21 protein-coding genes and 1 tRNA gene are annotated in these 25,613 nt (G+C 64.5%); 13 read left to right on the top strand and 9 right to left on the bottom strand.

From position 1 onward, the window contains the following. Positions 1-63: 63 nt before the first annotated feature. Positions 64-348, top strand: a complete 285-nt coding sequence (locus L338_RS13380; RefSeq protein WP_022698902.1) for a hypothetical protein — start codon at positions 64-66, stop codon at positions 346-348. A gap of 9 nt (positions 349-357) precedes the next feature. Here L338_RS13380 and L338_RS16715 read toward each other — a convergent pair whose 3' ends face one another. From L338_RS16715 to L338_RS13360, 4 genes are all read right to left on the bottom strand, one after another. Further along, the gene (locus tag L338_RS16715) at positions 358-2,718 is read right to left on the bottom strand and encodes an FG-GAP-like repeat-containing protein (RefSeq protein WP_022698901.1); all 2,361 of its coding nucleotides are present in this window, start codon (positions 2,716-2,718) and stop codon (positions 358-360) included. A gap of 118 nt (positions 2,719-2,836) precedes the next feature. Then, complete coding sequence (folD, locus tag L338_RS13370; protein ID WP_022698900.1) at positions 2,837-3,733, bottom strand: bifunctional methylenetetrahydrofolate dehydrogenase/methenyltetrahydrofolate cyclohydrolase FolD; 897 nt, start codon at positions 3,731-3,733, stop codon at positions 2,837-2,839. 2 nt (positions 3,734-3,735) lie between these two features. Further along, the gene (locus L338_RS13365; RefSeq protein WP_022698899.1) at positions 3,736-4,044 is read right to left on the bottom strand and encodes a DUF167 family protein; all 309 of its coding nucleotides are present in this window, start codon (positions 4,042-4,044) and stop codon (positions 3,736-3,738) included. After that, positions 4,041-4,334, bottom strand: coding sequence for a YggT family protein (locus L338_RS13360; protein WP_022698898.1), 294 nt, complete (start codon positions 4,332-4,334; stop codon positions 4,041-4,043). The genes L338_RS13365 and L338_RS13360 overlap by 4 nt, the downstream gene beginning before the upstream one ends. Positions 4,335-4,464: 130 nt before the next feature. Here L338_RS13360 and L338_RS13355 point away from each other — a divergent pair. Beyond that, a tRNA-Ala gene (locus L338_RS13355) sits at positions 4,465-4,540 on the top strand. Between the two features lie 78 nt (positions 4,541-4,618). Here the strand turns inward: L338_RS13355 and L338_RS13350 are convergent. Together L338_RS13350 and L338_RS16710 are read right to left on the bottom strand one after the other, a co-directional pair. Beyond that, a complete protein-coding gene (locus L338_RS13350) occupies positions 4,619-5,314 on the bottom strand; it encodes a class I SAM-dependent methyltransferase (RefSeq protein ID WP_022698897.1) in 696 nt (231 codons plus the stop codon). Between the two features lie 41 nt (positions 5,315-5,355). Beyond that, positions 5,356-6,075 (bottom strand): ZIP family metal transporter, encoded by a 720-nt coding sequence (locus L338_RS16710; RefSeq protein ID WP_022698896.1) that lies wholly within the window; start codon positions 6,073-6,075, stop codon positions 5,356-5,358. A 127-nt stretch (positions 6,076-6,202) separates the two neighbouring features. On the opposite strand from L338_RS16710, the gene L338_RS13340 reads away from it, so the two are divergent. From L338_RS13340 to L338_RS13330, 3 genes are read left to right on the top strand one after another with little or no spacing between them, the layout of a single operon-like run. Next, positions 6,203-6,799: a DUF3299 domain-containing protein gene (locus tag L338_RS13340; protein ID WP_022698895.1), complete on the top strand. Its 597-nt coding sequence runs from the start codon at positions 6,203-6,205 to the stop codon at positions 6,797-6,799. Continuing rightward, the gene (locus tag L338_RS13335) at positions 6,799-7,512 is read left to right on the top strand and encodes an ABC transporter ATP-binding protein (RefSeq protein WP_422110949.1); all 714 of its coding nucleotides are present in this window, start codon (positions 6,799-6,801) and stop codon (positions 7,510-7,512) included. The genes L338_RS13340 and L338_RS13335 overlap by 1 nt, the downstream gene beginning before the upstream one ends. Continuing rightward, positions 7,509-8,777: an ABC transporter permease gene (locus L338_RS13330; protein ID WP_022698893.1), complete on the top strand. Its 1,269-nt coding sequence runs from the start codon at positions 7,509-7,511 to the stop codon at positions 8,775-8,777. Before L338_RS13335 ends, L338_RS13330 begins: the two co-directional genes overlap by 4 nt. Here the strand turns inward: L338_RS13330 and L338_RS16705 are convergent. The 3 genes from L338_RS16705 to L338_RS13315 all read right to left on the bottom strand — a co-directional run bounded on the left by L338_RS16705 (position 8,774) and on the right by L338_RS13315 (position 12,308). Next, positions 8,774-9,928, bottom strand: a complete 1,155-nt coding sequence (locus L338_RS16705; protein ID WP_022698892.1) for a glycosyltransferase — start codon at positions 9,926-9,928, stop codon at positions 8,774-8,776. The two genes, L338_RS13330 and L338_RS16705, sit on opposite strands and share 4 nt — an antisense overlap. Before the next feature lie 243 nt (positions 9,929-10,171). Next, complete coding sequence (locus tag L338_RS13320; RefSeq protein WP_022698891.1) at positions 10,172-11,671, bottom strand: class I adenylate-forming enzyme family protein; 1,500 nt, start codon at positions 11,669-11,671, stop codon at positions 10,172-10,174. A gap of 31 nt (positions 11,672-11,702) precedes the next feature. Next, positions 11,703-12,308, bottom strand: coding sequence for a TetR/AcrR family transcriptional regulator (locus L338_RS13315; RefSeq protein WP_051122798.1), 606 nt, complete (start codon positions 12,306-12,308; stop codon positions 11,703-11,705). A gap of 187 nt (positions 12,309-12,495) precedes the next feature. Between L338_RS13315 and L338_RS13310 the strand changes: the two genes are divergently transcribed. From L338_RS13310 to L338_RS13275, 8 genes are all read left to right on the top strand, one after another. Then, entirely contained in the window at positions 12,496-14,823 is a 2,328-nt protein-coding gene (locus L338_RS13310; RefSeq protein WP_022698889.1) for a TonB-dependent receptor, read from the top strand. Between the two features lie 130 nt (positions 14,824-14,953). Next, positions 14,954-15,883: an alpha/beta fold hydrolase gene (locus tag L338_RS13305; RefSeq protein WP_022698888.1), complete on the top strand. Its 930-nt coding sequence runs from the start codon at positions 14,954-14,956 to the stop codon at positions 15,881-15,883. Further along, the gene (locus L338_RS13300) at positions 15,880-17,169 is read left to right on the top strand and encodes a spinster family MFS transporter (RefSeq protein ID WP_022698887.1); all 1,290 of its coding nucleotides are present in this window, start codon (positions 15,880-15,882) and stop codon (positions 17,167-17,169) included. The genes L338_RS13305 and L338_RS13300 overlap by 4 nt, the downstream gene beginning before the upstream one ends. Positions 17,170-17,208: 39 nt before the next feature. After that, positions 17,209-18,612, top strand: a complete 1,404-nt coding sequence (locus L338_RS13295; RefSeq protein ID WP_022698886.1) for a spinster family MFS transporter — start codon at positions 17,209-17,211, stop codon at positions 18,610-18,612. 21 nt (positions 18,613-18,633) lie between these two features. Next, positions 18,634-19,539 carry an alpha/beta fold hydrolase gene (locus tag L338_RS13290; RefSeq protein WP_022698885.1) on the top strand — a complete coding sequence of 302 codons (906 nt, stop codon included), beginning with the start codon at positions 18,634-18,636 and terminating at the stop codon, positions 19,537-19,539. Positions 19,540-19,843: 304 nt separating this feature from the next. Further along, positions 19,844-20,785 (top strand): alginate export family protein, encoded by a 942-nt coding sequence (locus L338_RS13285; RefSeq protein ID WP_022698884.1) that lies wholly within the window; start codon positions 19,844-19,846, stop codon positions 20,783-20,785. Positions 20,786-20,832: 47 nt separating this feature from the next. Further along, a complete protein-coding gene (locus L338_RS13280) occupies positions 20,833-22,701 on the top strand; it encodes an ABC transporter ATP-binding protein (RefSeq protein WP_022698883.1) in 1,869 nt (622 codons plus the stop codon). A 79-nt stretch (positions 22,702-22,780) separates the two neighbouring features. Beyond that, positions 22,781-25,612: a M16 family metallopeptidase gene (locus tag L338_RS13275; RefSeq protein ID WP_022698882.1), complete on the top strand. Its 2,832-nt coding sequence runs from the start codon at positions 22,781-22,783 to the stop codon at positions 25,610-25,612. Position 25,613 lies beyond the last annotated feature (1 nt).

The following is a 25,613-nucleotide window of genomic DNA, read 5'->3' as shown; positions in this document are numbered from 1 at the left end:
TCATAATGGTGCTATAATGTCCGGCGGGATTTTTTTCCCGCTTGGGGCATTGTGGGACCTGTCATGGAAAAGCGGGTCGGAAGCGCGGCGACGCAAGTGGCCGGTTCTGACGGTATCAGGCGTCTGGCGGCGGAAGCGCCGCCGGAGGTTCTGAACGCTGTTGAGAGGGAGCTTCTGGCCGAACTCGACGCGCTGGGGAAAGAGCGTTCAGCCACGGCCGAACACCGGGCCCGCGCCACGTTCGTGAGCGACGCTCTCGCGCAAATCCAGTCCCGGCGCTCTCCCTGGCCCGGCGCAGCGAGACTCCTTCGGAAACTTGTCCTGAAACGGCGTTTCCGCCGCGCCTAGACGGGCAGCCTAGAACGCTTCGATGGCCGCGAAATAAAACGCCTCGGAAAACAGCTCCGCGGGCGTGTCGGCGGAGCCGGGCTTGATCCATAGATCGGCAAAAAGGCGCGGCCCGCCATCGCCGCCCGGAAAGTCCAGGGACGCAATCCCTGGGTCATCAGGCGCGCCGGCAGACGTGGCGTCCAGAAAGGCCAGTTCGGCAGCGGCGTCCGCCGTCTCGCTGCCGCTGGCGTCGGGGTCATATTCGTCCCAGATTGTCAGATCGGCGCTGGCCGTGGAGATGTTCCCGTTCTCATCCTCGATCGTATATTCGAACGAGGCGACGCCCGCGACATAAAAGCCGCTCGCCACGGGCGCGTCAGATGTATCGAAGCCGCTTGCGTCGACCTCCAGCATGCCGTCGCCGCCATCCCTGATGCGCAATCCGTCTTCTGTCGTCACCACCGCGCCATTGGCCAGGGACTGGCCGTTGATTGCGGTTATCGTGAAAGCGGCCTGATCGCCTTCAGCGGCTGTGGCGGCCTGGCTGTCAACGCGGCCGCCTGTAGTGTACAGGACGAAGAAGTCGATCAGGGTATAGCCTTCGGTCGGCGTAACCAGAGATTGCTGGATCGCCGCCGCCTCGGCTTGCCAGATGCCCGAGAGCGGGGAATTTATGTCTATGGAATCGCCAAATGTTCCGCTTCCGTCGTTCAGTTGAACGAACACGCCATCGTTGAAATCAGTACTGACGATATCGAGGTCGCCGTCGCGGTCCACATCCGTGAAGAGGACATCGGTGGTGACGCCATCGCCGCCGTCAAAATTCTCATCCAGGACGTAGCTCCCGTCCCCCTGATTGATCCAGAGCTGGTTGGCCGCGCCCTGACCTGCGTTCACATGGCGGGCGAGGATGATGTCGAGATCGCCGTCGCCGTCGAAATCCCCGAAATCGCCGCCCCAGCTATTGCTGGACCCGGGCAGGTTCACCAGCTGAAAGTTTCCGGTTCCGAAGTTCTGGAGCGTGGCGCTGTTGCCGCTGGAATTGACGATTATGGCGTCGACGAAGCCGTCGCCATTGAGGTCGGCGCCCTTGATTTCCTCGGTCGCGCGGCTGCCCCCCGGCAAGATGGAGCCCGGCGAGAACCCTGCGCCGTCAGAGAGGAATATTTCATTCTCACCGCCGGAGCCGATCAGAACGTCGTCAAACCCGTCCCCATTGAAATCGGCGGCGCTGAACGCCGTGGGCGGCGGGGCGCCGGGCAGCGTCACAGGCGAAGTGAAAAAGCCATCGCCCTGCCCGTAGAAAACCTGCGGGCCGCCGGGGCCGCCGTCGACAATGATGTCGAGGACGCCGTCGCCATTGAAATCCCCGGGCGAGACGGCCTCGCTGTTCGGGCCGCCAAAGGGCGCGTTTACATTGGTGAAGACGCCCGTCCCGTCATTCTCCCATAGCGGATTATTGCTGCTGGCGCCGCCGGGGCCGCCGGCGCCGAAGAAATCCAGATCGCCGTCGCCGTCATAATCGAAGATCTCGAAATGTTCCGTGCCGCTCGGCAGGCCCGAGTCCGGCGGTGGATTGAAGCCGCCGCTCCCGTCACCGTTGAGCAACAGGGTCGGGCCGTTGAAGCTGCCCACAACAATATCCGGCGCGCCCAGCGTTATGTCGCGCGCCACTACGGCGGTCCCGTCCAACAGGTCCTGGGTGTTGAATACGCCGTTATCGAACCGGGCGCGCTCCACGCTGTCGGTGAAGGCGTAGACGCCAGATGCTGTGGAGCTGATCTGGAACTTGCCCGGCTCGCCCGCCTCGGCGATCTGGTATTCGCCAAGGGCGCCGTCGAAGACCGCTAGGTCGTCCCCGGCGCCGCCGAACAGGCGGGCTTCGCCAAAACCGCCGACCAGCGTGTCGTCGCCCGCGCCGCCGATCAGCCTGTCCGCGCCGACGCCGCCATCCAGCAGATCGTTGCCGCCGCCGCCCGCCAGCGTGTCGTCGCCCGCGCCGCCGATCAGCATGTCGTCGCCGGCATTGCCGATCAGGATGTCGTTGCCCGCGCCCGCCTGCAGCATGTCGCCGCCGTCGCCGCCTTTCAGCGTGTCGTCTCCGCGTCCGCCGACCAGCAGGTCGTCCTCGCCGCCGCCCAGCAACATGTCGGCGCCGTCGGCCCCGAAAATCCGGTCCTGCCCAAGCCCGCCGGAGAGCGTGTCCATCCCGTCGCCGCCATTGAGCGTATCGTCGCCGCCGTTTCCGTAGATGTGGTCATTCCCGCCGCCGCCGGTCAGGATATCGTCGCCGCCGCGGCCGATCAGGGCATTGTCGCCGGAATCGCCGATCAGGCGATCGTCGCCTTCGGTCCCGATGATGGATTCACCATCGACAAAGTGAGACATGACGCAAACCTCCCCCAGAGACCGAGTATTCGATTTTCAGGGGTAAAGTATACGCTGGTTTCGACCGGGTCCCGAATCAGTAACCCTGTCATATGCTTGGCTTGAATATTGTTTGGCGCTAGAGCGCTGTGGGTGCGCGCCGGCCGCGTCTGGCGCAAGCGGCCAGAACGGTGTTGCGCAACAGTCCCGCAATGGTCATCGGGCCAACGCCGCCGGGTACAGGCGTAATTGCGCCGGCTATTTTACTTGCCTCGGCGAAGTCGACATCCCCGATCAGCCGGGTCTTGCCTTCGCCCTTCTCAGGCGCGTCGATGCGATTGATGCCGACATCGATGATCGTGGCGCCCGGCTTGATCCAGTCGCCCTTGACCATTTCCGGGCGGCCCACCGCGGCGATCAGGATGTCGGCCTGACGGCACAGGCCGGGCAGGTCCTGCGTGCGGGAATGGGCGATGGAGACGGTGCAGTTCTTCTCCAGGAACAGCATCGCCGCCGGCTTGCCGACCAGGATGGAGCGGCCCAGAACGACGGTGTGCAGCCCCTCCAGCGAGTCCCGGGCGGATTCGGCCAGAGTCACGCAGCCCGCGGGCGTGCAGGGCCGCAGGCCCGGGCGGCCCAGAAGCAGCCGTCCGGCGCTGGTCTCGGTCAGGCCGTCGACATCCTTGTCCGGGTCGATTTCCGCGATCACGCGGTCGGAATCGATATGCCGGGGCAGGGGAAGCTGGACCAGGATTCCGTCAATCTGCGGATCGGCGTTCAGACCCTGCACCAGCTCCACAATATCGGCCTCGGCGGTGTCGGCGGGCAGCTTGTGCTCGACGGAGCGCATGCCTGCTTCCTCGGTGAACTTCACCTTGTTGCGGACATAGACCTGGCTGGCCGGATCCTCGCCCACCAGCACCACGGCCAGCGCGGGAGACGCGCCGTGTTCGGCGTTCAGGGCCGTAACGGCCTCGCCCACGCGGGCGCGGAGGTCGGCGGCGATGGATTTTCCGTCGATGATGGCGGCGCTCATGATCAAGTCTCCAGCAGGGCTTCCGCGCGCGCCAGCGCGCCTGATTCCGAAATATGCAGTGTCTTCAAGCGCGACGTGGACCCGGACTCAAGGGTCACGGCGCCTTTGGGCACAGACAGCGCCTTTGCGGCCAGCGCGATCAGGGCGGTGTTGGCCTTGCCCTTTTCGGGAACGGCCCGGACGCGCGCCTTCAGATATTGCCGGCCTGCAGAGTCCCTGAACGCGCCCTCGAACCGGTCGCAGCTGGCGTTCGGCGTCAGGCGGACGCGCAGGCGGAACCCGTCAGAGACGGATTCCAGCGCATCACTCAAAAGGCGATCTGGAAGATCGCCCAGCAGAGTAGCTTCTTGATCAGCTCAAGACCGATCAGCGCGATGATGGGGGTGATGTCCACGCCCCCGATCGGCGGAATCACGTTCCGGATGGGGCGCAGTATCGGCTCAGTCAGCGAGTTGGAGAAATGCCAGAAGGACTGAACCAGCTGGTTGTGGCGATTGATGACGTCGAAGGCGATCAGCCAGGACAGAACCGCCTGGATGATGATGACGAGCTGGACCAGAAAAATGATGGTCGAAATCAGCCAGCAAAGAATTCCCGCCACGCGAAACCTCCGAAAATCGCTAGATTGAGGCGTCTTGTATCCCGCCGCATGCGGATGCCGCAAGCACTGCGGCGCCGTCCGCTTGACACCGGCAAGGGCGCCGCCATATAGCCGTGCCTCCCATAGGTGAGGGGCCATAGCTCAGTTGGGAGAGCGCGTCGTTCGCAATGACGAGGTCGGCGGTTCGATTCCGCCTGGCTCCACCATTCCTCCTTCTAAAATCCGCCGATCCCGCAGCCGGGATATGAGCCACGCTCGCCCGCCGGCGGCGGCCGTCCCGGTTGTCACTTCCGCCCATACCAGGCGTGGATCAAAAGCGACTGGAAGAACTGCGTGGGGTTGGACAGGCCGCTGTTCGCCAGCATGGCTTCGATGTCCGCCGGCGGGACCACCGCGACATGCTGCTTCATCATGGAAATGTTTTTGGAAACCTCTTCGGCGGTCATGTTTCGCTGCGCCTGCATCGCCGCCCATTTTTCCACCATGCCGTCGAATTTCGGCGAGGCTATATCGGCGCTGATTTCGGCGTTTATGAGATAGCCGCCGGGCCGCAAATGCGCCGCCATCGCGTCGAACATCTCCTGCCGCTCGGCCGTGTCCAGAATGAATTGCGTGACCAGCAGGCACAGGACCGCATCGAATTTTTCGCCCTCATCAAGGTCCGACAGATAGCCATTCAAGCATTCGCAGCGGCCGGCGAGCCCGTTTGTCCCGATTTTCTCGCGGCACTTGGCGTGCATGGCTTGCGAGGGTTCGAGGGCGACAAATGTCCAGCCCAGGCGCCGCTCCGCCAGGGCGATAATCTCCGATCCCGTTCCGACGCCAACGGACAGGATGCGCGCATCATCGGGCAGGTCGCCGAGCACGAGATCCATGAGAAAATGGAGATTGCCGACAATCGGCGTCATTCTCTCATTGCGGGCGTCGTAGTTTTCAGCGTGTTGCTGATCGAAGAACGAGACAGGGTCCTGCCGGGTCATCGGCCATCTCCGTGTTTTTTGAACAGGCCGGGCGGGTGCAATCAGACCTGCGCGTGCGCAAGCGTGATGGCGATGGCCATTGCGCCGCCTGCGGCCAGCGCCGCCCAGACGCGCCGCAGCGGCTTCGTCTTCAGGCTCGGCGCCAGATTGATCGCTCCGACATAGAAGAGCAGCCCGGCGGACAGCCCCAGCATCTCCGCCAGCGCCACCGTTCCCATCCCCTCAACGAAGGGCGCTATCGTGAGAACGCCCAGCGGCGTGGTCAGGGAGGCGGCGAACAGCGACAGCCAGAAGGCCGGCCGCGCGGCCATGCCGGCGCGCGTCAGCAGGACGAAAACGATGATGCCTTCCGGAAATTCGTGGACCATCAGGCCCAGCGCAGTCAGCACGCCGGTCACCAGGTCGGCCTGGAAGGTGATGGCGTAGACGCCGCCATCCACGAAGGAATGAATGGCGATGCCGATGGCCGGGATCACGCCCAGCGTCAGAACCCGCCGCCGCGCGCCCGCCGCCGCGCCAAGAACAGTCTGCAACAGGAAGCCCAGAGCGATGCCGCCCAGAATGAAAAAGAAAGCGCGCGGGCTTTTCTCCATGGCTTCCGGCGCCAGATGAAACAGCGACAGAATGATCAGCGCGCCGGAGGCGAACGCCGCGAAAAGTCCGGCGTGACGCTGCGTCCATTCAGCCCGCGAGGCCACGAGGACAAGCGCCCCGGCCGAGATGGCGGCGGCAATAAGACTGGTCAGAAGCGCGGCGGTCATGGAGTGGGCATTCAGTCCCTGATGGGGCGGGTGGTCTGGCTAAAAATGTTATAGTATAACATCTTGGCCTTTGCGAGCCTTATTTCACTCATATATGCCGTCATGGATGTTCGACGGAAGGGATTCCATGAAAGTCATATTTTCAACTCTTGTTCTGATCGCGCTGACGCTGACCGCGTGCGGCGAGGCCGGCGACCGCGCCGAAGCCAGGACGGCGGAAACGCCATCCGCCTCCGCGTTTGCCGGCGCGGCCGCGGCGAATACCGGCACGCCGGACGCGCCGCGCAAGCTCACCTGGGATGACCTCATGCCGGTGGGCGAGAGCAAGATTCTCAAGGAATTGATGCAGGAGCACATGGCGCGCGTTTCCGATATCCGCGAAGGCAGCGCGAAGGACGAAATGGTGCAGATCGGCACCTTCAATGTTGTTGAATCGCTGGATGGCCAGCATGTGCGCATCCCCGGCTATGTCATTCCGTTCAATTTCAACAAGACCAATGAATATTCCGAATTTCTGCTGGTGCCCTATGCCGGCGCCTGTATCCACGCCCCGCCGCCCCCGCCCAACCAGATCGTGTATGTTAAGGCGGACAAGCCGGTGAAGGTGGAAAGCATCTGGGACGCCGTCTGGGTCGAGGGCGGCCTGAAGACCCAGAAGCATGAGGACGCGCTGAGCGATGCGGCCTACACGCTGACCCTGACCAGCCTGGAAGCGTACCAGTAATCGTGGCCGCGCCCGCCGATCCCGCGATAAGCGCCCGCGCCCTGCGTTTTGCCTGGCCGGACGGCGCGCCGGTGATCGACATGCCGGAGCTGACGGTGGCGCGCGGGGAACGGGTTTTCCTGCAAGGTCCAAGCGGCAGCGGCAAGTCCACATTGCTGGGGCTGATCTGCGGCGTGCTGACTCCGGACAGCGGCGAGCTTGAGGTTCTGGGCGCCGATCTGACGCAGATGAGCGCGGCGCGGCGGGACGGTTTCCGGGCCGAAAAGCTCGGCGTGATTTTCCAGCTTTTCAACCTGCTTCCCTATCTCTCGGTGATCGAAAACGTGGCGCTGCCCTGCCGTTTCTCCGCAAAGCGCGCCGCCCGCGCGGCGGAGACGGGCGGGTCGGTGACGGATGAGGCCCGCCGGCTCCTGCAGCGTCTGGGTCTGGAAAACGAATTGATCGACCGCCCCGCCAGCGATCTCAGCGTCGGTCAGCAACAGCGCGTGGCCGCGGCCCGCGCCCTGATCGGCGCGCCGGAGCTGATCATCGCGGACGAGCCGACCTCGGCGCTGGACGCCGCGGCCCGCGACGGCTTCATCGACCTGCTGGCGGAGCAGGCGGCGGCCAGCGGCGCGACGCTTCTATTTGTCAGCCACGATGCCCGTCTGGCCGATCATTTCGACCGCAGTCTGATCCTGCCCGACCTCAACCGCGCCGGGGTGGCGGCATGAATGCGCCGGTGCTCAGCCTTGCGTTGAAAAGCGCCTTCAATCGCCGCCTGACGGCGATCCTGACGATCATCGCGGTGGCGCTCAGCGTCAGCCTGTTCGTGGGCGTGGAGAAAATGCGCGAAGGCGCGCGCGCCGGATTCGAGCGCACGATCAGCGGAACGGACCTGATCGTCGGCGCGCGGACCGGGCCGGTGAATCTGCTGCTTTACACCGTTTTCCGGATCGGCGACCCGACCAGTTCGATCAGCTGGGACAGCTATCAGGAATTCGCGGACCGGCCGGAAATCGCCTGGACCATCCCGATATCTCTCGGCGATGCGCACAAGGGCTACCGGGTCCTGGGTTCGGATCAGAACTATTTCGAACATTACCAGTATGGCGGCGGCAGCCGGCTGGAGATGGCGGCCGGGGATCCCTATTCCGGCGTCTATGACGCGGTGCTGGGCGCCGCCGTGGCGCGGGAGCTGGGCTATGAGCTTGGCGAGGAGATCACCCTCAGCCACGGGATCGGCGAGGTCGGGTTCCACGATCACGACAACAGGCCGTTCAAGGTCACCGGAATTCTGGAACCGACCGGGACGCCTGTGGACCGCACGGTCCACATCACGCTTCAGGGCATGGAAGCCATCCATGTCGGGTGGGAAAGCGGCGCGCCATCGGCGCTCGCTCGCGCCGCCAGCGCCGAAGACGTGGCCTCCATGCCGCTCCGGACAGACGAGATCACAGCCTTCTTTGTCGGCCTCGAGTCGAAGGGCGCGATGCTGAGCCTTCGGCGTGAAATCAATACCTATGAGGGCGAGCCGCTGCTGGCGGTGGTTCCGGGGCTGGCGTTGAACCAGCTCTGGAGCGTGATCGGCACGGTGGAGCGGGTGCTCGGCGCCATTTCGGTGTTCGTGGTGTTTGTCGGCCTGCTGACCATTCTCACCAGCATCCTGACCACGCTGAACGAGCGGCGGCGCGAAATGGCGATCCTGCGCTCGGTCGGGGCGCGGCCCTGGCATATCTTCGCGCTTCTGGTCAGCGAGGCGGCGGGTCTTGCCTTTATCGGCGCGGCGCTGGGCGTTGTGCTGGTTCACGGGGCGATGGCCGTGCTGGCGCCGCTGGCCGAATCCCGGCTGGGGCTGGCCTTGACCGGGCTCGGCCCGGGCCTGTTCGAGATTTACGTGATTTTGGCTGTCACCGCCGCCTCCGCCCTGCTGGGCGTCATCCCGGCGTGGCGGGCCTTCCGCAATTCGCTGGCCGACGGGCTGTCGATCCGGCTCTAGTCGTTGCCCGCGGACGCGCCGCTATTATCCGTGGTGTCATAGACCCAGCGAATACGGCGCACCCGGCGCTGCAGCGCATCGTCATCGGTGCGGATCCAGATCGGATCGCCGGTGCCGATCTCGTCGGCGAACGCGATTTCCAGCTGGTCGCCCGCGCCGTTCAGCTTCCACTCCCCGGCGCTGGACGGAATAAGCGCGCTCTGCGGATCGAACACTTCCAGACGGTCGGTGGAGGTCGCGCCCGCGAACCCTTCGGTCTCCAGCGTGATCTCGATGCCGACCGCGTCGCCGCGCCCGAAATTGACATAGGGCAGCCGCGTGCCGTTGCGCCAGTAGAAGGGCTTGCGGTGGAAGATCGGGTTGATGTGGTAATCGATCAGGATCTGCCGCGCCGCCGCGCCCAGCGTGCGCAGGATCCAGACCGGTTTGCGCGTGCGGCTGACGATGGTGAACATCTCGCGCAGCTTGCGCGCGTTCAGATGGGCGGTCTTTGTATCCGCGCCCCAGACGACCTGAGAGAGAAACTCGTTCAGGAATTCGAAGGTCGCGCCGGTGCGGTAGAGCCGGGTCCAGAGATCCCAGTCCATCACATAGTGAAAATGCTCGTTCAGGCCGCCGGCCCTGTCGACCGCCTCGCGGCGCGCGAAACAGGAGGGCTGTGAAATCACGCAGTCGCGGGGCAGGGCGTCCAGCCGTTTCGGGTCGACCGCCGGATGCGCGCCGCGAAGGCCGCCATCCTCGTCCAGCACGATGGAATGGCCATAGACGACGTCGGCTTCGGGATGGTCGTGAAATTTCCGCTGCACGGCGGCCAGCGCGCCGGGCATCAGCGCGTCATCAACATTCAGCCAGTGCAGGACATCGCCCTCCAGCTCGCGCCAGCCCTCGGCGATGGCGGCGGTCTGGCCGCCATCGGGGCCGTGGCGACGATAGGCGAACAGATCGCCGAACGTGTCGGCCAGATCGGATACGCGCGGGTCGCCGGACGCATCCAGCAGCGCCACCGCCGGGCGGGGCGTCTGGATGGCGAGCGATTCAAATGTAGCGGCCAGGCTCTCGTGCCAGGCGCCAACCGGGATAGCGATCACGAACCTCAGATCGCCGTCCGGCGTCTTCGGATCGGTCGCGCGTGCTCCGTTATTGTTATTCATAAGGTCTCGGATCGCGCGTGTGCGGAGTGCGAGTGTTTTCTCACACAAAAATGACTGGTTTGTAAGGTTTCACGCCGCAATGTGGCCGCAGCGAGGCATGATTCAGCATGCCCCGTCCCCCTGTTACAGCGCCCTCATGACTGAATCCGGTGTAAAACGCAAGCAGACTCAGCCCCTGCGCGAATCCGCGCAAGCCTATGAAGCGTTTAGGGAATGACTGACTTTCAGCGCCCGGCGAAGCGCCTAGACGGTTTCCGCGGCCGGCGCGGTCAGGCGCGACTTCTGGATCTTGCCGGACGCGGTGCGGGGAAATGTGTCCACAAAGGTGAAAGTTTTGGGAATTTTGTATCCGGCCAGCTGGTCGCGGCAAAACGCCTCCAGTTCGCCGCGGCCGGGCGCCCGGTCCGGGCGCGGCTGGATGAAGGCGTGTCCGGCCTCGCCCCAGACTTCGTCCGGCGCGCCGATCACCGCGGCGTCGGCCACGTCCGGGTGGCGGTTCAGCACCGCTTCGATCTCCGCCGGGAAGACATTGGCGCCGCCGCTGATGATCATTTCCTTGATCCGTCCGACGATATGAAAGTCGCCCTCGGAATCGCGGCGCCCCAGATCACCGGTTTTCAGCCAGCCGTCGGCGCTGAAAATTTTCGCCGTCTCTTCCGGCTGGCCCCAATAGCCGGGGGTCACGCCGGGGCCGGACAGCCAGATTTCGCCGGTTTCGCCGTCCGGTAGATCGGTTCCGGACTCATCCACCACCCGCGCCCGGCTGAGCAGTTGCGGCCGTCCGGCCGCCCCCGGCTTGGCCAGGACGCTCGCCTCATCCATCAGCAGCGTGGTCGGCCCGGACTCCGACATGCCAAATCCGTGACGGATCAGCGCACCGCGTTCGGCAAAGCGCATGACCACCCGCTCCGATAGCGGCGCCCCGCCGCAAGCCCAGCTGCGGACGGCGGAAAACCCGGTTTTGGCAAACTCCGGCGCTTCACATAACGCCCGATAGACGGTCGGCACGCTGAACATCACGCTGATCCGGCCGGCGCCCAGCAGGGACAGCGTCTCCGCCGCCTCGAAATCCCGCGCGATCAGCACCCGGCCCCCGCTCATCAATAGCGGCAGCGTCACCAGATTGATGCCGGCGGAGTGGAAAAGCGGCAGGTGATTAAAGGTGGAATCGGCCGCGCTGAGCGCCAGCGCCTGACCGATATTCACGAAATTGGCCAACGCCATTCCGTAGGTATTGATGACGCCCTTGGGCGCGCCGGTGGTGCCGGACGTATAGATCAGGAACCAGGCCTCGTCCGCCGGCCATTCGGCGCGGCCCGGATGCGGGGTCAGTGTTTCGCGCTCGGCGTTGAAAACATCCAGCGGCACGATCGGGCGGTCCCCGGCCGCGGCTTTGGCCGCACCGGCGTCCTTGTCGCCGCAAAGGATCAGCGCGGGCGCGCAGTCGGCGATCATGCCGGTCAGCTCCGCCGCCGTCATGCGCCAGTTCAGCGGAACCAGGATCGCGCCGGTCTTGCCGCACGCGAACAACAGCTCGAACAATTCGGTGCGGTTGCGGCAGAGAACGCCCACCCGGTCGCCCGGCTTCACGCCGCGCTGAACCAGCCATGCGGCGGCTTGCGCGGCGCGGGTTTCCAACGCGCCATAGGTCAGGGTTTCGCCGCTGCGCGCATCCTCGAACGCGATGGCGCCGGGCGCCAGTTCGGCGCGCTTTGCGGTGATATCGAACAGGCGCCAGCTCATGGGCGGTCAGAGAAAATCCTCTAGGGCGTATCTAGCGTTCCTGGCGATCAAGACCGTAACGGACAAAGCCGTCAATCGCATCGGCGACGTCTTCGGCCGGTTTGTCCTTGTCCCACACGCCATATTGCAGGCCCAGAAATACGCTTATTCCGATCAGCGCCCAAGCCCGTTCCTCTATATGGGCGGGATCGATCTCGCCGCGTGCCGCCGCCTCTGTCAGGTTTTTCTGATAGGCGCGGGCGAAGCGGTCATAATGGGCGCGATAGGCTTCCTCCGCGACGAACTGCGCCTCCATGATGATGCGGTAGAGGTCCTCGTTCTGGCGGACCAGCTCGATATAGGCGGCGATTCCTTCGCGTTCGGCGGTCAGCCGGTCCGGCGCCCCGGCCACGCGGGAGGCGACATGGGTCCGCGTGCGGTTGCTCATATGCTCGACCAGCGCCCGGAACACGGCCTCTTTCGATTCGAAATATGTATAGAAAGTGCCCAGCGCCACGCCCGCGCGCTGCGTGATTCCGCTGATTGCGCCGTCATGGAATCCCTTTTCCCCGAACTCCTTCTCCGCCGCGTCCAGCAGCTTGTTCCGGGTCTTCAGGCCACGCGCCGTCTTCGGCGTTTTCAGCTCTGTGTCATTCATATAACTTGAATCATGATTCATGTTTCATATAATGGCCGACGAAACGCAGCCTAGCAAGCAAGGCCGGTCGAAGAAGCCTTGGGGGATAACAACGCTGCGGGGCGGGCAGGGGTCCGCCCGGTTTCGAGATTTCAATACGGCGCAGAACGCCACTGTCGCCGCCATCGTATCTCCAGGGAGGGATCAAATGAATAAATCCACACTCGCGGCGCTGCTGGCCAGCGCCTCCGCCGGCGTTCTGGCCATGACGGGCGCCGCCCAGGCCCAGACCGAAGGTCAGGCCGTTTCCGAACCGGTTCCGCAAGCCGCCCCGGCCCGCAGCCAGGACGAAATCGTCGTCACCGCCCGCCGCCGCGAAGAATCCCTTCAGGACGTTCCGGTCGCCGTCACCGCCTATTCCGGCGATCAGCTGGCGCAGGTCGGCGCGCAGGACATCACCTATGTCGCGCAGACCACGCCGAACGTGACGCTGGAAGTTTCCCGCGGCACCAATTCCACGCTGTCGGCCTTCATCCGCGGCGTCGGGCAGCAGGACCCGGTCGCGGGTTTTGAGGCCGGCGTTGGCGTCTATGTCGACGACGTTTATCTGAACCGTCCGCAGGCCGCTGTTCTGGACATCTATGACGTGGAGCGGATCGAGGTTCTGCGCGGTCCGCAGGGCACGCTCTATGGCCGCAACACGATTGGCGGCGCGATCAAGTATGTGACCAAGCGCCTTGGCGACCAGCCGGCGTTCGAGGCCACGGCCAAATATGGCAGCTATGACCAGAAAGACCTGATCGTTTCGGGCAGCGTTCCGCTGGCCGACACGTTCCGCGTCGGCGGCGCCGTGGCGCGCCTAACCCGCGACGGTTTTGGCGAGAACATCGTCACCGGCGAGGAAAACTATAACAAGGATCTCTGGGGCGCCCGCGCCTCGGCGGAATTTGAGCCCAACGCCGACATGTTCTTCCGCATTTCCGGCGACTATATCAAGGACGAGTCCAACGCCCGCCAGGGTCATCGCCTGATCCCCGCCAACATCAGCGACGCCCCGGTGCTAGACGACAAGTTCGATACCCGGGCCGGCCTGGACGTTGTCGACCAGGAAGTCGAAGCCTATGGGGGGTCCTTCCTGGCGGAGATCAATCTCAGCGATAGCTGGCAGGTGCGGAACATCCTGGCCTACCGCGAAGACGAATCGACCTCCCCGATCGACTTCGACAGCCTGCAATCGGCCGATGTCGATGTCCCGGCGATCTACAAGAACGACCAATTCTCCGAAGAGCTGCAGCTTCTGTATTCCGGCGACAGGCTGAATGGTCTGATCGGTTTCTATTATCTGGACGCCAACGCTTCGACCGTTTTTGACGTGCTGCTGGACGTCACCGGGCAGGCTGTCGGCTCCCCGGGTCTGAACGCACAGACCTTCGGCGATGTCAGCACGGAGACATGGTCGGTCTTCGGCGACTTCACCTATGATTTCACCGACCAGTGGAGCCTGTCGCTGGGCGGCCGTTACACCTCTGACGAACGCACCTCGCAGGTTCTACGCCGCACCTATATTGGCGGTTTTTCCGAATTTTTCGGCGGAAATCCGATCCTGATTGCCACGACGTCTGACTTCAATGGATCGGCCGAGTATGAGGATTTCAGCCCGCGCGCCTCGCTGCAGTGGCAGCCCAATGCGGACCACAATCTCTACGCGTCCTACAGCCAGGGCTTCAAAGGCGGCAGCTTCGATCCGCGCGGACAGACGACGGCCGCGCCTGACTTCAACGGCGATGGCGTGGTCAGCGACGACGAAGTCTTCCAGTTCATGAATTTCGAGCCGGAAGAAGTCGATTCCTATGAGCTGGGCTGGAAGTTCTCCAATGGCCGCTACAGCCATTCGCTGGCCGTGTTCTATGCCGACTACAAAGATATTCAGGTGCCGGGTTCGGTCGGCGTCGACACCGATGGCGACGGCGTCTCCGATACCTTTACCGGCGTCACCACCAATGCGGGCGCGGCGACCCTGAAGGGCGTCGAATATGAAGGCCGTCTGGCGGTCGCCGAGGATATGTTCACCCCGGCCGACGGCCTGAATTTCAGCTGGTCGCTTGGCTATCTTGACGGTGAGTATGACCGCTTCATCAACGCCTTCGGAACGGATATCTCCGATCAGGTGGAGATCCAGAACACGCCGGACTGGACGGCCAGCGGCACCGCCGCCTATTTCGCCCCGCTGCGCGGCGGCGAGCTGACGGCCAGCACCACGCTGTCCTATCGCGGCGACTCGACCCAGTTCGAAGTGCCGTTCCCGCTGCTGGATCAGGAATCCTACACGCTGTGGAACGCGTCTATTACTTGGCAGGGCGATCACTGGGGCTTCGGCGTCCATGGCCGCAACCTGACGGACGAGCGCTACAAGGTCGCCGGCTATGACTTCGTGAACAACGACACGCTGGCGCCGGAGCTGGGCCTGGAAGGCACGCTGACCGCCTATTACGGCGATCCGCGCACGGTGACAGCGACCGTCTCCTACCGCTACTAAGCGCCAACTGGCCGGCGGCGTTCATGCGCCGCCGGTCCGCGGGGGCGGGATGTCCCCTCGCGCCGCCCAGCGCAGCGTGAGGGGCGCCTTGCCGTTTTTCGTCAGGAGAGGGTGAAAGCTCGTGAATCGCATGCTCGTCATTTTCGGAGTCGTTATCCTGGCGCTTGTCGCCGCGCTCATCGTCTGGTTCGTGGTCAGTCTCCGCGGCCCGGCCACGGACGCGCTGGAAGCGAAATACATGACCGCCGACGACCGCTATGTGAGCGTGGCCGGCGCGCAGGTGCGCGTACGGGAAGAAGGCCCCGCGGACGCCCCGCCCGTCATCCTGATCCACGGCTTCACGTCCAGTCTTGAAACCTGGGACGGATGGGCGGAGGCGCTGTCGGGCGATTTCCGGGTGATCCGCTATGACCTTCTGGGCCACGGCCTCACCGGTCCGGACCCGCAGCAGCGTTATGCCCCGCAGGAGCGCGCGGAATTTCTGGCCGAGCTTATGGACAGTCTGGGGATCGAACGCGCCAGCATCGCCGGCAATTCGCTGGGCGGCACCATCGCCTGGCGGTTCGCAGCGACCTATCCGGACCGGGTGGAAAAGCTGATCCTGATTGATGCGGGCATCTATCAGTTCAATCAGGTCGGCGATGAACCTTCAGAGGCGCCGGCCGCCATGAAGACCTTCCTCACGCTGGCCCCGCAGGCGGGTGTGATCAGCGCCACGCGCATGACCTATGGCGACCCGTCCCGACTGACCGATGAACGGGCGCAGGAAATCGGCGACATGATGCGGCGCGAAGGCAATGGCGAGGCCTATGTCGCCCATATCGGCGAATTCACCATGCCGGACCCGGCGAACATGCTGGCGCAAATCACCGCGCCGACCCTGATCCTGTGGGGCGGCAAGGACGCCATGATCACGCCCGACCAGGCGCCCCGCGCCGAACAGGCCATCCCGGATGCAAGCGTCATCCTGTATGACGATCTGGGCCATGTGCCGCAGGAAGAAGACGCCGCCCGCACCGCCGCGGACGCCAAAACATTCCTGACGGGCGGTGCTTCGTGACGGCCGCAACGCCCGCCGCGGCCGAGGCAAAGGCCGACAGCAAGCTGTATCGCGGCTATGTCCTGTTCATCCTGGTCGTCGTCTACACGTTCAATTTCATCGACCGCCAGATCATCGGCATCCTGGCCGTCCCGATCCAGGCGGAGCTGGGGCTGAGCGACCGCCAGCTGGGCCTGATGGGCGGCATCGCGTTCGCCCTGTTCTATTCCACGCTGGGCGTGCCCATCGCCCTGCTGGCTGACCGCGTGAACCGCACCTGGATCATGACCATTGCGCTGGCCGCGTGGTCGCTGATGACCGCGGCCTGCGGAATGGTGAACAATTTCTGGCAGCTTTTCGCCGCGCGTCTGGGCGTGGGCGTGGGGGAGGCCGGGGGCGTGGCGCCGGCCTATTCGCTGGTCGCGGACTTTTTCCCGCCCAATCAGCGCGCGCGGGCGCTGGCTATCTATTCCTTCGGGATTCCCATCGGCAGCGCGGTCGGAATCGTATTCGGCGGCTTTGTCGCTTCATGGATCGACTGGCGCGCGGCGTTCATCATTGTCGGCGTCGCGGGCCTGGTTCTGGCGCCGATATTCAAGCTGACCGTCAGGGAGCCTGAACGCGGCCGTTTCGATCCGCCGCGCCAGACCACCGAACGGGCGAAACTGGGCGAGGTTTTCGCCGTGCTGATGAAGAAGCCCAGCTTCTTCCTGCTGACGCTTGGCGCGTCCTGCAGCTCCATGATGGGCTATGGCATCTTCTTCTGGCTGCCCTCCTTCTTCGTGCGCAGTTTCCAGGTGGATATTCTGGAGGCCTCGCTGTTGTTCGGGGGCATTCTGCTGGTTGGCGGCATTATCGGCGTGTGGGCCGGCGGCGCGCTGGGCGACAAGCTGGGCGAAAAGAACCGCGCGGCATACGCGCTGGTCCCGGCCGTCGCCTTCCTGTTCACCGTGCCGTTCTATGCGCTGGGCGTGCTGTCATCGACGCCGGTGGTGGCGATCCTGCTGTTCTCTGTTCCGGTGGCTCTGGGCCTGATGTGGCTGGGGCCGGTCCTGTCGGCGTTCCAGCATCTGGTGCGCCCCGATATGCGGGCCACGGCTTCGGCGCTGTTCCTGCTGATCAATAATCTGCTGGGGATTGGCGGGGGCGTTTATATCCTGGGCGAGTTTTCAGAGCGTCTGAGACCGTATTTCGGCGACGAATCCCTGCGTTATTCCATCCTCGCCGGATCGGGCTTCTATCTCATGGCCGCGATTCTTTTCTTTTTCGCCGCGCGGCGCCTTGCCAAGGATTGGGAGGGCGGCTGACACTGTGACCATCAACAAGAATACGATGGGGCAGGACAAATGAGTGAGGCGCGGCGCATAGATCCGCGAACAGTTTCGGGCGGCTATAAATCCTACGTACTGGGCGCCCTTCTGGTCGTTTACATCTTCAATTTCATCGACCGGCAGATCGTCGGCGTGTTGCAGGAGCCGATCAAGGCGGAATTCGGCCTGGCGGACTGGCAGCTGGGCCTGATGACCGGCACGGCGTTCGCGCTGTTCTACACCATGCTGGGCCTGCCCATCGCGCGGTTGGCGGACCGGCTGAACCGCATCTCGATCATCTCCATTTCGCTGGCCTTGTGGAGCGGGTTTACCGCGCTGTTCGGCCTGTCGCAGTCCTTCCTGTTCCTGATCCTGACGCGCATCGGCGTCGGGGTGGGGGAGGCCGGCTGTTCGCCGCCGACCCATTCTCTGCTGTCCGACTATTTCCCGTCCAAACAGCGGGCCCGGGCGCTGGCGATCTATGCGCTGGGCATCCCGCTCGGCTCGGTGGTCGGCATCCTCATGGGGTCGTATCTCTATGGCTGGGTCGGGGACTATTACGCCGCCAACGGCGCGCCGGGCTGGCTTGCGGCCATTGGCGCGGATTCCGCGTGGCGCGCGCCCTTCCTTCTGGTGGGCATTCCGGGCGTGATCCTGGGCCTTATTCTCTGGTTCACGGTGGGCGAGCCCAAGCGCGGCTCCTATGACCGCCACGCCGACATGACGCAGCCGCCGATTTCCAAGGTGGTCTCCGCGCTGGCGAAAAAGCCCAGTTTCTGGATTCTGTCCTTTGGCGCGGCCATCGCCTCCATGGTGGGTTACGGCCTGTTTCCATGGCTGTTTTCCTTCTTCGTGCGCGGGCTGGACGACTACATGCCGGTGCGCGAAGCGGTGACCACGGCCGCTCTCCCATATGCTTTTGTCATCGGCATTGGCGGCGGGGCGGGCACCTGGATCGGCGGCTGGCTGACCGACAAGTTCGCCGGCGGGCGGCTGGGGTTGAAGGCTTACGCCGTCATTCCCGGGATCGCCATGCTGGTCGCGCTGCCGATCTATCTGGGCGCGATCATGACGCCGGTTTTCATCGTTTCGGTGCTGGCCCTGCTGATCCCGACCGCGCTGGGCGCGATGTGGTACGGGCCGCTGTTCGCCACCATCCAGAACCTCGTCGCGCCGGGACTTCGGGCGATGGCCAGCGCGGTGATGCTGTTCATCGTGAATATTATCGGTCTGGGACTGGGGCCGCTGGTGACGGGGGCCATTTCCGATGGTCTGCGCGCGGCGATGGGCGAGGATTCCCTGAAATTCGCGGTGATGATCATCGCCGGGTTCAACCTTCTCGCCGGCGGGCTGTTCCTGCTGGCCGCGCGCACGATCGAGCGCGACTGGGAAGCGCGGGACGAGGAGGAAGACGCCTTGCCCGTGACCGATCCGATCTAATGGCAAGAAAAGGCTAAGCGCATGTTCGGCTTGCTGAAACGCGAGAAAAAGACCGGAAACGCATCCGGCGGATACAGGTGGGGCGAGCTGAAAACCGCCGACGGGCCGGTGGTGCGCTATCGCCTGTATGACGGCAATCCGGACATCGCGCCCGTGCTCTGCCTGCACGGCCTGACCCGCAACAGCCGGGATTTCGAGGAACTGGCCCCGATGATCGCGGAGGCGACCGGGCGGCGGGTGATCGTGCCGGAGATGCGCGGCCGCGGCCGCTCCGACGCCGATCCGCAGCCCGAACGCTATAATCCGGCGGTCTATGTGGCCGATGTTCTGGCGCTTCTTGAGGACCTGAACGTCGAAAAGGCGTTGTGGGTGGGGACCTCCATGGGCGGTCTGATCACCATGATCGCGGCCCATTCCGACCCCGAAAAGGTCGCCGCGGCGGCCATCAACGATATCGGGCCGGAGCTGCAGACCGAGGGGATCACCCGGATCGAATCCTATGTCTGCGGCGACTCCGGTCCAGCCAAGGACTGGGGAGAAGCCGCGGAGCGCACGAAGGGGGTCAATGGCGTGGCGTTTCCGGGCGAAACGCAGGCATTCTGGGAGCGTTTCGCCTGGCGGCTCTATCGCGAGACGCCGGACGGGCTGGTTCTGGACTATGACACGGCGATCAGCGGCAATGTCTCCAAGGGCGAGACCGCGCCGCCGGACATGTGGCCGTTCTTCGAGGCGCTGAAACCGGTCCCGACTCTGCTGTTCCGGGGCGCGATCACCGATCTTCTGGACCCGGAAACGGTGGCGAGAATGCAGGAAATCAAACCCGATCTGGCGGTCGTGGAGGTCGCCGGCGTCGGGCACGCGCCCTTCATGACCGAACCGGACGCCTGGCCGAAGCTGGAAGCCTTCCTGAAAGCGCAGAAAGCCTGAGCGAAGTCCGCAGGGAAGGGCGTGCCCGGAGCATCGGTTTGCGGTTATAAGGGGCGCGAAACTGCTTCGCGGAGCCCCGACCATTCGCACTTTTCTGCCCCTTCTGATCCTCGCCGCCGCCCCGCCCGCCTATGCGGAGACCGGCGATTTCGCCCCGTTTGCCGATGCGCGCCTGCGCTATGAGCACGTCGATCAGGACGGATTTCCGGACAGTTCGGACGCCCTGACCCTGCGCACGCGCGCCGGGGCGGAGCTGGATATCGCCGAAAACCTCTCCGTTCTGGGCGAGCTGGAGGCGGTAACGGTGCTGGGCGGGGATTATTTCGCCGCGCCGGCGGCGGGGCAGGACCGCCCGGTGATCCCGGATGCGGCGATCGCGGACCTGAACCGGCTGCAACTGATCTATGAAACCGACAGGGTTTTCGCCTCGATCGGCCGCCAGATCGTGCGCCATGGCGACCAGCGCTTCATCGGCAATTCCGGCTGGCGGCAGGATGACCGTACCTTTGACGCCGCGCGCATCGATTTCGACGTCAAACCGGGGCTGACGGCCAGCTATTCCTATGTCTGGAAGGTCAATCAGACGCTGGGAACGCGGGCCGATTCCGACTCCGATTCCCACCTTTTGCACCTCGACTGGGTGCGCTCGGGCGCGTTCAAGGCGTCCGGTTTTGCCTATCTGATCGACCTGGACGACCGGCCCGGCACGGCCACTTTCGGCGCCAGAGCCACCGGGGACCTGCCCGCGGGACCGGCGGTTTTCACCTATGACGCGGTGCTGGCGCGGCAGCAGGACTACCGGACTTCGGCCGACTTCACCCTCGATCATGCCGGGCTGGAGGGTACGATTACCTATGGCCCGCTGGCCGGTTTCGGCGGGTTCAAGCATTGGGAAGGCGACGGAACGCGCGGGTTTGACCTGCCATTCGCCGGCAAACATGCGCGCCGGGGCTGGGCGGACGTGTTCTCCAACATTCCCGCCGAGGGCGTGGAGGACCTCTATCTGGGCGCGAAAGCCAATTGGCCGCGCCCGCCTTTTGGCCGGAAGCTGGGCTTTCAGGCTGCGTTTCACAGCTTCGATCCGACCCGCGGCGGGGCCGATTTCGGCCATGAATGGAACGCGGAAGTGAGCTTGGGCTTCGCGGAGAACTGGAGCGCGGGCCTGCAATACGCCGATTATGACGGCGGGGCGGGCGGTCCGGCGGACCGGAAGAAGCTCTATCTCTCAATCGAATGGCAATATTGATGGGTTTGGCTGTTCGTTTCCTGACCGCCTGACAGGCTGATTCCTCCATGACATCACAAGCGCCCATTCTGGAAATCGCCGATCTGGACATCCGTTTCGACACGCCGGACGGGGAAATTCACGCCGTGCGCGGGGTGAACCTGACCGTGAATGAGGGCGAATGCGTTGGCGTTGTTGGCGAATCCGGCTCCGGCAAGAGCCAGACCTTCCTCGCCGCCATGGGATTATTGGCGCAAAACGGGCGCGTAGAGGGGTCGATCCGGTATCGCGGAGGGGAGATTCTGGGTCTGAAACAGCGCGAATTGAACCGGATTCGCGGTGAGAAGATGACGATGATCTTCCAGGATCCGCTCACTTCGCTAACCCCGCACATGAAAATCGGCGCACAGATGCAGGAAATCCTGGCCGCCCATGCCGGGATAAAGGGCGAGGAAGCGGCCCGGACATGCCTGAACTGGCTGGACCGGGTGCATATTCCGGAAGCCGAACGCCGCCTGAAACAATACCCGCACGAGCTGTCCGGGGGGATGCGCCAGCGGGTGATGATCGCCATGGCGATGCTGTGCGACCCCGATCTGCTGATCGCCGACGAGCCGACCACGGCGCTCGACGTGACGGTCCAGGCCGAAGTCCTGGACATCATGGACGAGCTGAAGCGCGACACCGGGGCGGCCATCGCCCTGATCACGCACGATATGGGCGTGGTGGCGCGCATGGCGGACCGCGTTCAGGTGATGAAGGACGGGCAATATGTGGAGGCGGGGAGCGCCGAAGCGGTCTTCCACGCCCCGAAAACCGAATATTCGCGCATGCTGCTGGACGCCATGCCGCGCATCGACCGCAGCGAGCGCCCCGGCCATGCCAGCCTGCCCGCCTATACCCCGCCGGAAGACGGCCAGCCGCTGCTGCGGGCCGAGGATGTGAAGGTGCATTTCCCGGTGCGCACGGGAAAGGGCCTGTGGGGCGAGGTGAAACCGCTGCGCGCCGTGGACGGGGTGACGTTCGACCTGCGGCCGGGCGAGACGCTGGGCATCGTGGGGGAGTCCGGCTGCGGGAAATCGACGCTGGCGCGGGCGGTGCTTCAACTGGCGCCGGTCAGCGGCGGGGTTGTCTCGTGGCTCGGGACCGACCTGACGGAGTTGAAGAAGAGCGAACTGCGGCGCGCGCGCAAGGATCTGCAGATCGTGTTTCAGGATCCGCTGGCCTCGCTGGACCCGCGCATGTCGATCGGCGCCTCGATCGCCGAGCCCTTGCAGACCTTTGCGCCGGACATGAAACGGGCGGAGCGGGACGAGGCGGTGCGCACGATCATGGAGCGGGTGGGTCTGGATCCGGCGATGATCAATCGCTACCCGCACGAGCTGTCGGGCGGGCAGAACCAGCGCGTGGGGATCGCCCGGGCGATGATATTGAAGCCCAGACTGGTGATCTGCGACGAGGCCGTTTCTGCGCTGGACGTTTCGGTGCAGGCGCAGGTGCTGGACCTGCTGATCGACCTGCAGACCGATTTCGGCCTCTCCATGATGTTCATCAGCCATGATTTGAGCGTGGTGCGCGAGGTCTCCCACCGCGTCATGGTTCTGTATCTGGGGCGGGTCGTCGAGCTGGCGGACCGCGAGGCGATCTATGAGGACGCCCGCCACCCCTATACCAGGGCGCTGATCTCCGCCGTGCCAATCCCCGACCCGGTGCGGGAGAAGAGCCGCAAGCGCATCAAGATCGAGGGCGACTTGCCCAGCCCGATGGACCCGCGCGCCGCGCTGCGCTTCCTGAAATCCCGCCTGCCGGAGGATGAAGGCGGGGAAATCTACACGCCGCAACTGGTCGAAATCGAACCCGGCCACTGGGTGGCCGAGCATGATCCGATGGCCGGCGCCAAGGGGTTGAGCGCGGCGGACATGACAGCAGTTTCATAAAGGCGCGCCTTGCGCCGCCTGTCAGGCTTGGGCCAAGCTTCGCGGCCTTGAATTCAAGCCTTGTCAGGACACTGCCTCAATGAAAGCGTCTTCGATCTGGGTCAGCGCGCTCGCCATGAGCCTGACCGCGACCGCCGCCCCCGCCGCGCAACCCGATGAGGCCGAACAACCGGACTTCCCGCACCAGGCCAGCGATCTGCCGGTGGACGAGAACGTTGTCTATGGCGAGCTGGAGAACGGGCTGCGCTACGCCATTCTGGAAAACGATACGCCGACCAATACCGCGGCCCTGCGGATGCGGATCGATATGGGCGCGCTGATGGAGGCGGACGACCAGCGCGGGCTGGCGCACTTCATCGAACACATGGCCTTCAATGGCTCGGAAAACGTGCCCGAGGGCGACATGGTGAAAATCCTGGAGCGGACGGGCCTCGCCTTCGGGCCGGACACCAACGCCTATACCTCGTTCGACGAGACGGTTTACCAGCTGGACCTGCCGGAAACAGACGAGGAAACGCTGGACACCGCCTTCTTCCTGATGTCGGAGCTGGACGACCTGACGATGACGGAGTCCGCCATCGATAATGAGCGCGGGGTGGTGCTGTCCGAGAAGCGGGTGCGGAACACGCCGTCCTTCCGCAACGCCGAGGCGCGCTACGATTTCCTGTTCCCGGACGCGCTGGCCGCCAGCCGCTTCCCCATCGGGACCGAGGAGGTTCTGTCGAACGCGCAGCGAGAGCGGTTTGTCGATCTCTACCGCAAATATTACCGGCCCGAGCGGGCCTTCTTCGTCGCCGTCGGGGATTTCGACGCCGCGGAGATTGAAGGGCGCATCCGCGAGGCGTTCGGCGACTGGACCGTTGAAGGCGCGGAAGGGCCGGAACCGGATCTGGGCGGGGTGAGCGACCGCGCGCTTTCGGCGGGATATTTCCAGGAGGAAGGCATCCCGACCAGCATCGCGATCAATGTGCTGGACCCTTATGAGGCCAAGGCCGACACGCTGGAAAACCGGATAGAGCAGACGCGGCGGGGGCTGGGCAACGCCATCCTGTCCCGCCGCTTCGCGACGATTTCCCGGCAGGAAGACGCGCCGTTCCTGAGCGCCAGCGCCGGACAGGGCGATTTCCTGGAAACCGCCAGCATTGCCAGCGTTTCGGCGGTTACGGAGCCGGAGAAATGGGGCGACGCGCTGGGCGTGATCGAGAACGAGCTGCGCCGGGCGCAGGAGTTCGGCTTCAGCCAGGCGGAGCTGGACGAGCAGATCGCCAATATGCGCACCGCCTATCGCAACGCCGCCGAGCAGGCCGATACCCGGCAGAGCGTGAACCTGGCCAATTCTCTGGTCGGGTCGTTCTCAGGCGACGACGTGTTCGTGCATCCGCGCGACGCCTACGAGATTTTCGAGGCCAACGCCGATGCGCTGAGCCTTGAGGCCGTCGAGACGGCGTTCCGTGAACAGTGGGAAGGCGAAACGCCGCTGCTGTATCTTTCCACCAGCCAGACGCTGGAGGAGCCGGAGGCGGAAATTCTGGACGCCTACCGGGCCGCCGCCTCGCAGGAGGTCGAGCCGCGCGAAGACGATGCGGCGGCCGAGTTCGCCTATCAGGATTTCGGGGAAGTGGGGGAGGTGATCTCCCGCGAGGTGGTGGAAGACCCGGAAATCACCCGCATCCGTTTCGCAAACAACGTGATGCTGAATTTCAAGCAGACCGATTTCGAGGATGACGTGGTGCGCGTGCGCATGCGGTTTGGCGGCGGCGCGCTGGAAACCCCGCAGGGCGAGGGCGGGCAACGCTTCCTGTTCTCCAACGCCTATGCGCAGGGCGGTCTGGGCGAACATTCCTTCGACGAGATCCAGCGCCTGATGGCCGGCAAGTCGGTGGGCCTGAGTTTTGGCGCGACGTCCGACGCGTTCCAGGCCAGCGCGCGGACGACGCCCGGCGATCTGGAGGCGCAGCTGGAGCTGTGGGCGGCCTATATGACCGATCCGGCCTATCGCCCGGAATCACTGGCCCAGTTCCAGCAGCTCTACCGCATCTTTTACAAGACGCTGGGCTCCACCCCGCAGGGCGTGATGAACCGCGACGTCACCCAGATGATCCATTCGGGCGACACGCGCTTCGGCTTCCCCGGCGAGGAAGAGGTCGAGACCTGGTCGCTGGACGATTCCCGCGCCTTCATCGAACCGGCGCGCCGGAACGCGGCGCTGGAAATCGGCATTGTCGGCGACATTACCGAGAAAGAGGCCGTGGCGCTGGTCGCGCGGACGCTGGGCGCGATCCCGGAGCGCGCGGCGGCGCGCAGCGATTTCGAGGATGTGCGGACCGTCGAATTCCCGGAGACGGGCGAGACGGCGACCGTGCGGCACGAGGGCGAGGCGGACCGGGCGCTGGCGCTGGTCTACTGGCCCGCGCCGGACGGGCAGGAGGCCCGGCGGGCGCGCCATATGTCACTGCTGGCGGAAATCTTCCAGCTTAAGCTGACCGAGCGGGTGCGCGAGCAGGAGGCGGCGACCTATTCGCCCAACGCTTATTATACCGGCTACCGCACCTATCCGGGCTATGGCTATTTCCGGGTGATGCTGGATCTGAAGCCGGAAGACGTGGACCCGTTTTTCGAAATCACCGAAGAGCTGGCCGCCGACATGCGCGAGGGCCGGTTCACCGGGGACGAGCTGGACCGGGCGAGGCGGCCGCTGCTGGAGAATATCGAGGAGAACCAGGAGCAGAACGGCTACTGGATCGGCGTGGTCAGCGAGGCTCAGACCGACGATCAGGCGCTGATGCGCCACCGCACGCAGCGCGCCGATTACGAGGACGTGACGCTGGAGACGTTGAAATCTCTGGCCGCGGAACAGTTCGATTCCGCCAACGAGTATCGCGTGCAGATCCTGCCGCCGGAGGCGAGCTGAC

It is taken from the genome of Euryhalocaulis caribicus, assembly GCF_000412185.1.
Lineage (GTDB): Bacteria > Pseudomonadota > Alphaproteobacteria > Caulobacterales > Maricaulaceae > Euryhalocaulis > Euryhalocaulis caribicus.
The sequence above is the reverse complement of the archived record's forward strand: the minus strand, read 5'-3'. Positions and strand labels throughout refer to the sequence as shown.

Excerpts from the sequence above, each read along its gene's own strand:
- L338_RS13380 (WP_022698902.1), top strand. The coding sequence starts at position 64 with ATGGAAAAGCGGGTCGGAAGCGCGGCGACGCAAGTGGCCGGTTCTGAC.
- L338_RS16715 (WP_022698901.1), bottom strand. The coding sequence starts at position 2,718 with ATGTCTCACTTTGTCGATGGTGAATCCATCATCGGGACCGAAGGCGAC.
- folD (WP_022698900.1), bottom strand. The coding sequence starts at position 3,733 with ATGAGCGCCGCCATCATCGACGGAAAATCCATCGCCGCCGACCTCCGC.
- L338_RS13350 (WP_022698897.1), bottom strand. The coding sequence starts at position 5,314 with ATGACCCGGCAGGACCCTGTCTCGTTCTTCGATCAGCAACACGCTGAA.
- L338_RS16710 (WP_022698896.1), bottom strand. The coding sequence starts at position 6,075 with ATGACCGCCGCGCTTCTGACCAGTCTTATTGCCGCCGCCATCTCGGCC.
- L338_RS13340 (WP_022698895.1), top strand. The coding sequence starts at position 6,203 with ATGAAAGTCATATTTTCAACTCTTGTTCTGATCGCGCTGACGCTGACC.
- L338_RS13330 (WP_022698893.1), top strand. The coding sequence starts at position 7,509 with ATGAATGCGCCGGTGCTCAGCCTTGCGTTGAAAAGCGCCTTCAATCGC.
- L338_RS16705 (WP_022698892.1), bottom strand. The coding sequence starts at position 9,928 with ATGAATAACAATAACGGAGCACGCGCGACCGATCCGAAGACGCCGGAC.
- L338_RS13320 (WP_022698891.1), bottom strand. The coding sequence starts at position 11,671 with ATGAGCTGGCGCCTGTTCGATATCACCGCAAAGCGCGCCGAACTGGCG.
- L338_RS13315 (WP_051122798.1), bottom strand. The coding sequence starts at position 12,308 with ATGAATGACACAGAGCTGAAAACGCCGAAGACGGCGCGTGGCCTGAAG.
- L338_RS13310 (WP_022698889.1), top strand. The coding sequence starts at position 12,496 with ATGAATAAATCCACACTCGCGGCGCTGCTGGCCAGCGCCTCCGCCGGC.
- L338_RS13305 (WP_022698888.1), top strand. The coding sequence starts at position 14,954 with ATGCTCGTCATTTTCGGAGTCGTTATCCTGGCGCTTGTCGCCGCGCTC.
- L338_RS13295 (WP_022698886.1), top strand. The coding sequence starts at position 17,209 with ATGAGTGAGGCGCGGCGCATAGATCCGCGAACAGTTTCGGGCGGCTAT.
- L338_RS13290 (WP_022698885.1), top strand. The coding sequence starts at position 18,634 with ATGTTCGGCTTGCTGAAACGCGAGAAAAAGACCGGAAACGCATCCGGC.
- L338_RS13280 (WP_022698883.1), top strand. The coding sequence starts at position 20,833 with ATGACATCACAAGCGCCCATTCTGGAAATCGCCGATCTGGACATCCGT.
- L338_RS13275 (WP_022698882.1), top strand. The coding sequence starts at position 22,781 with ATGAAAGCGTCTTCGATCTGGGTCAGCGCGCTCGCCATGAGCCTGACC.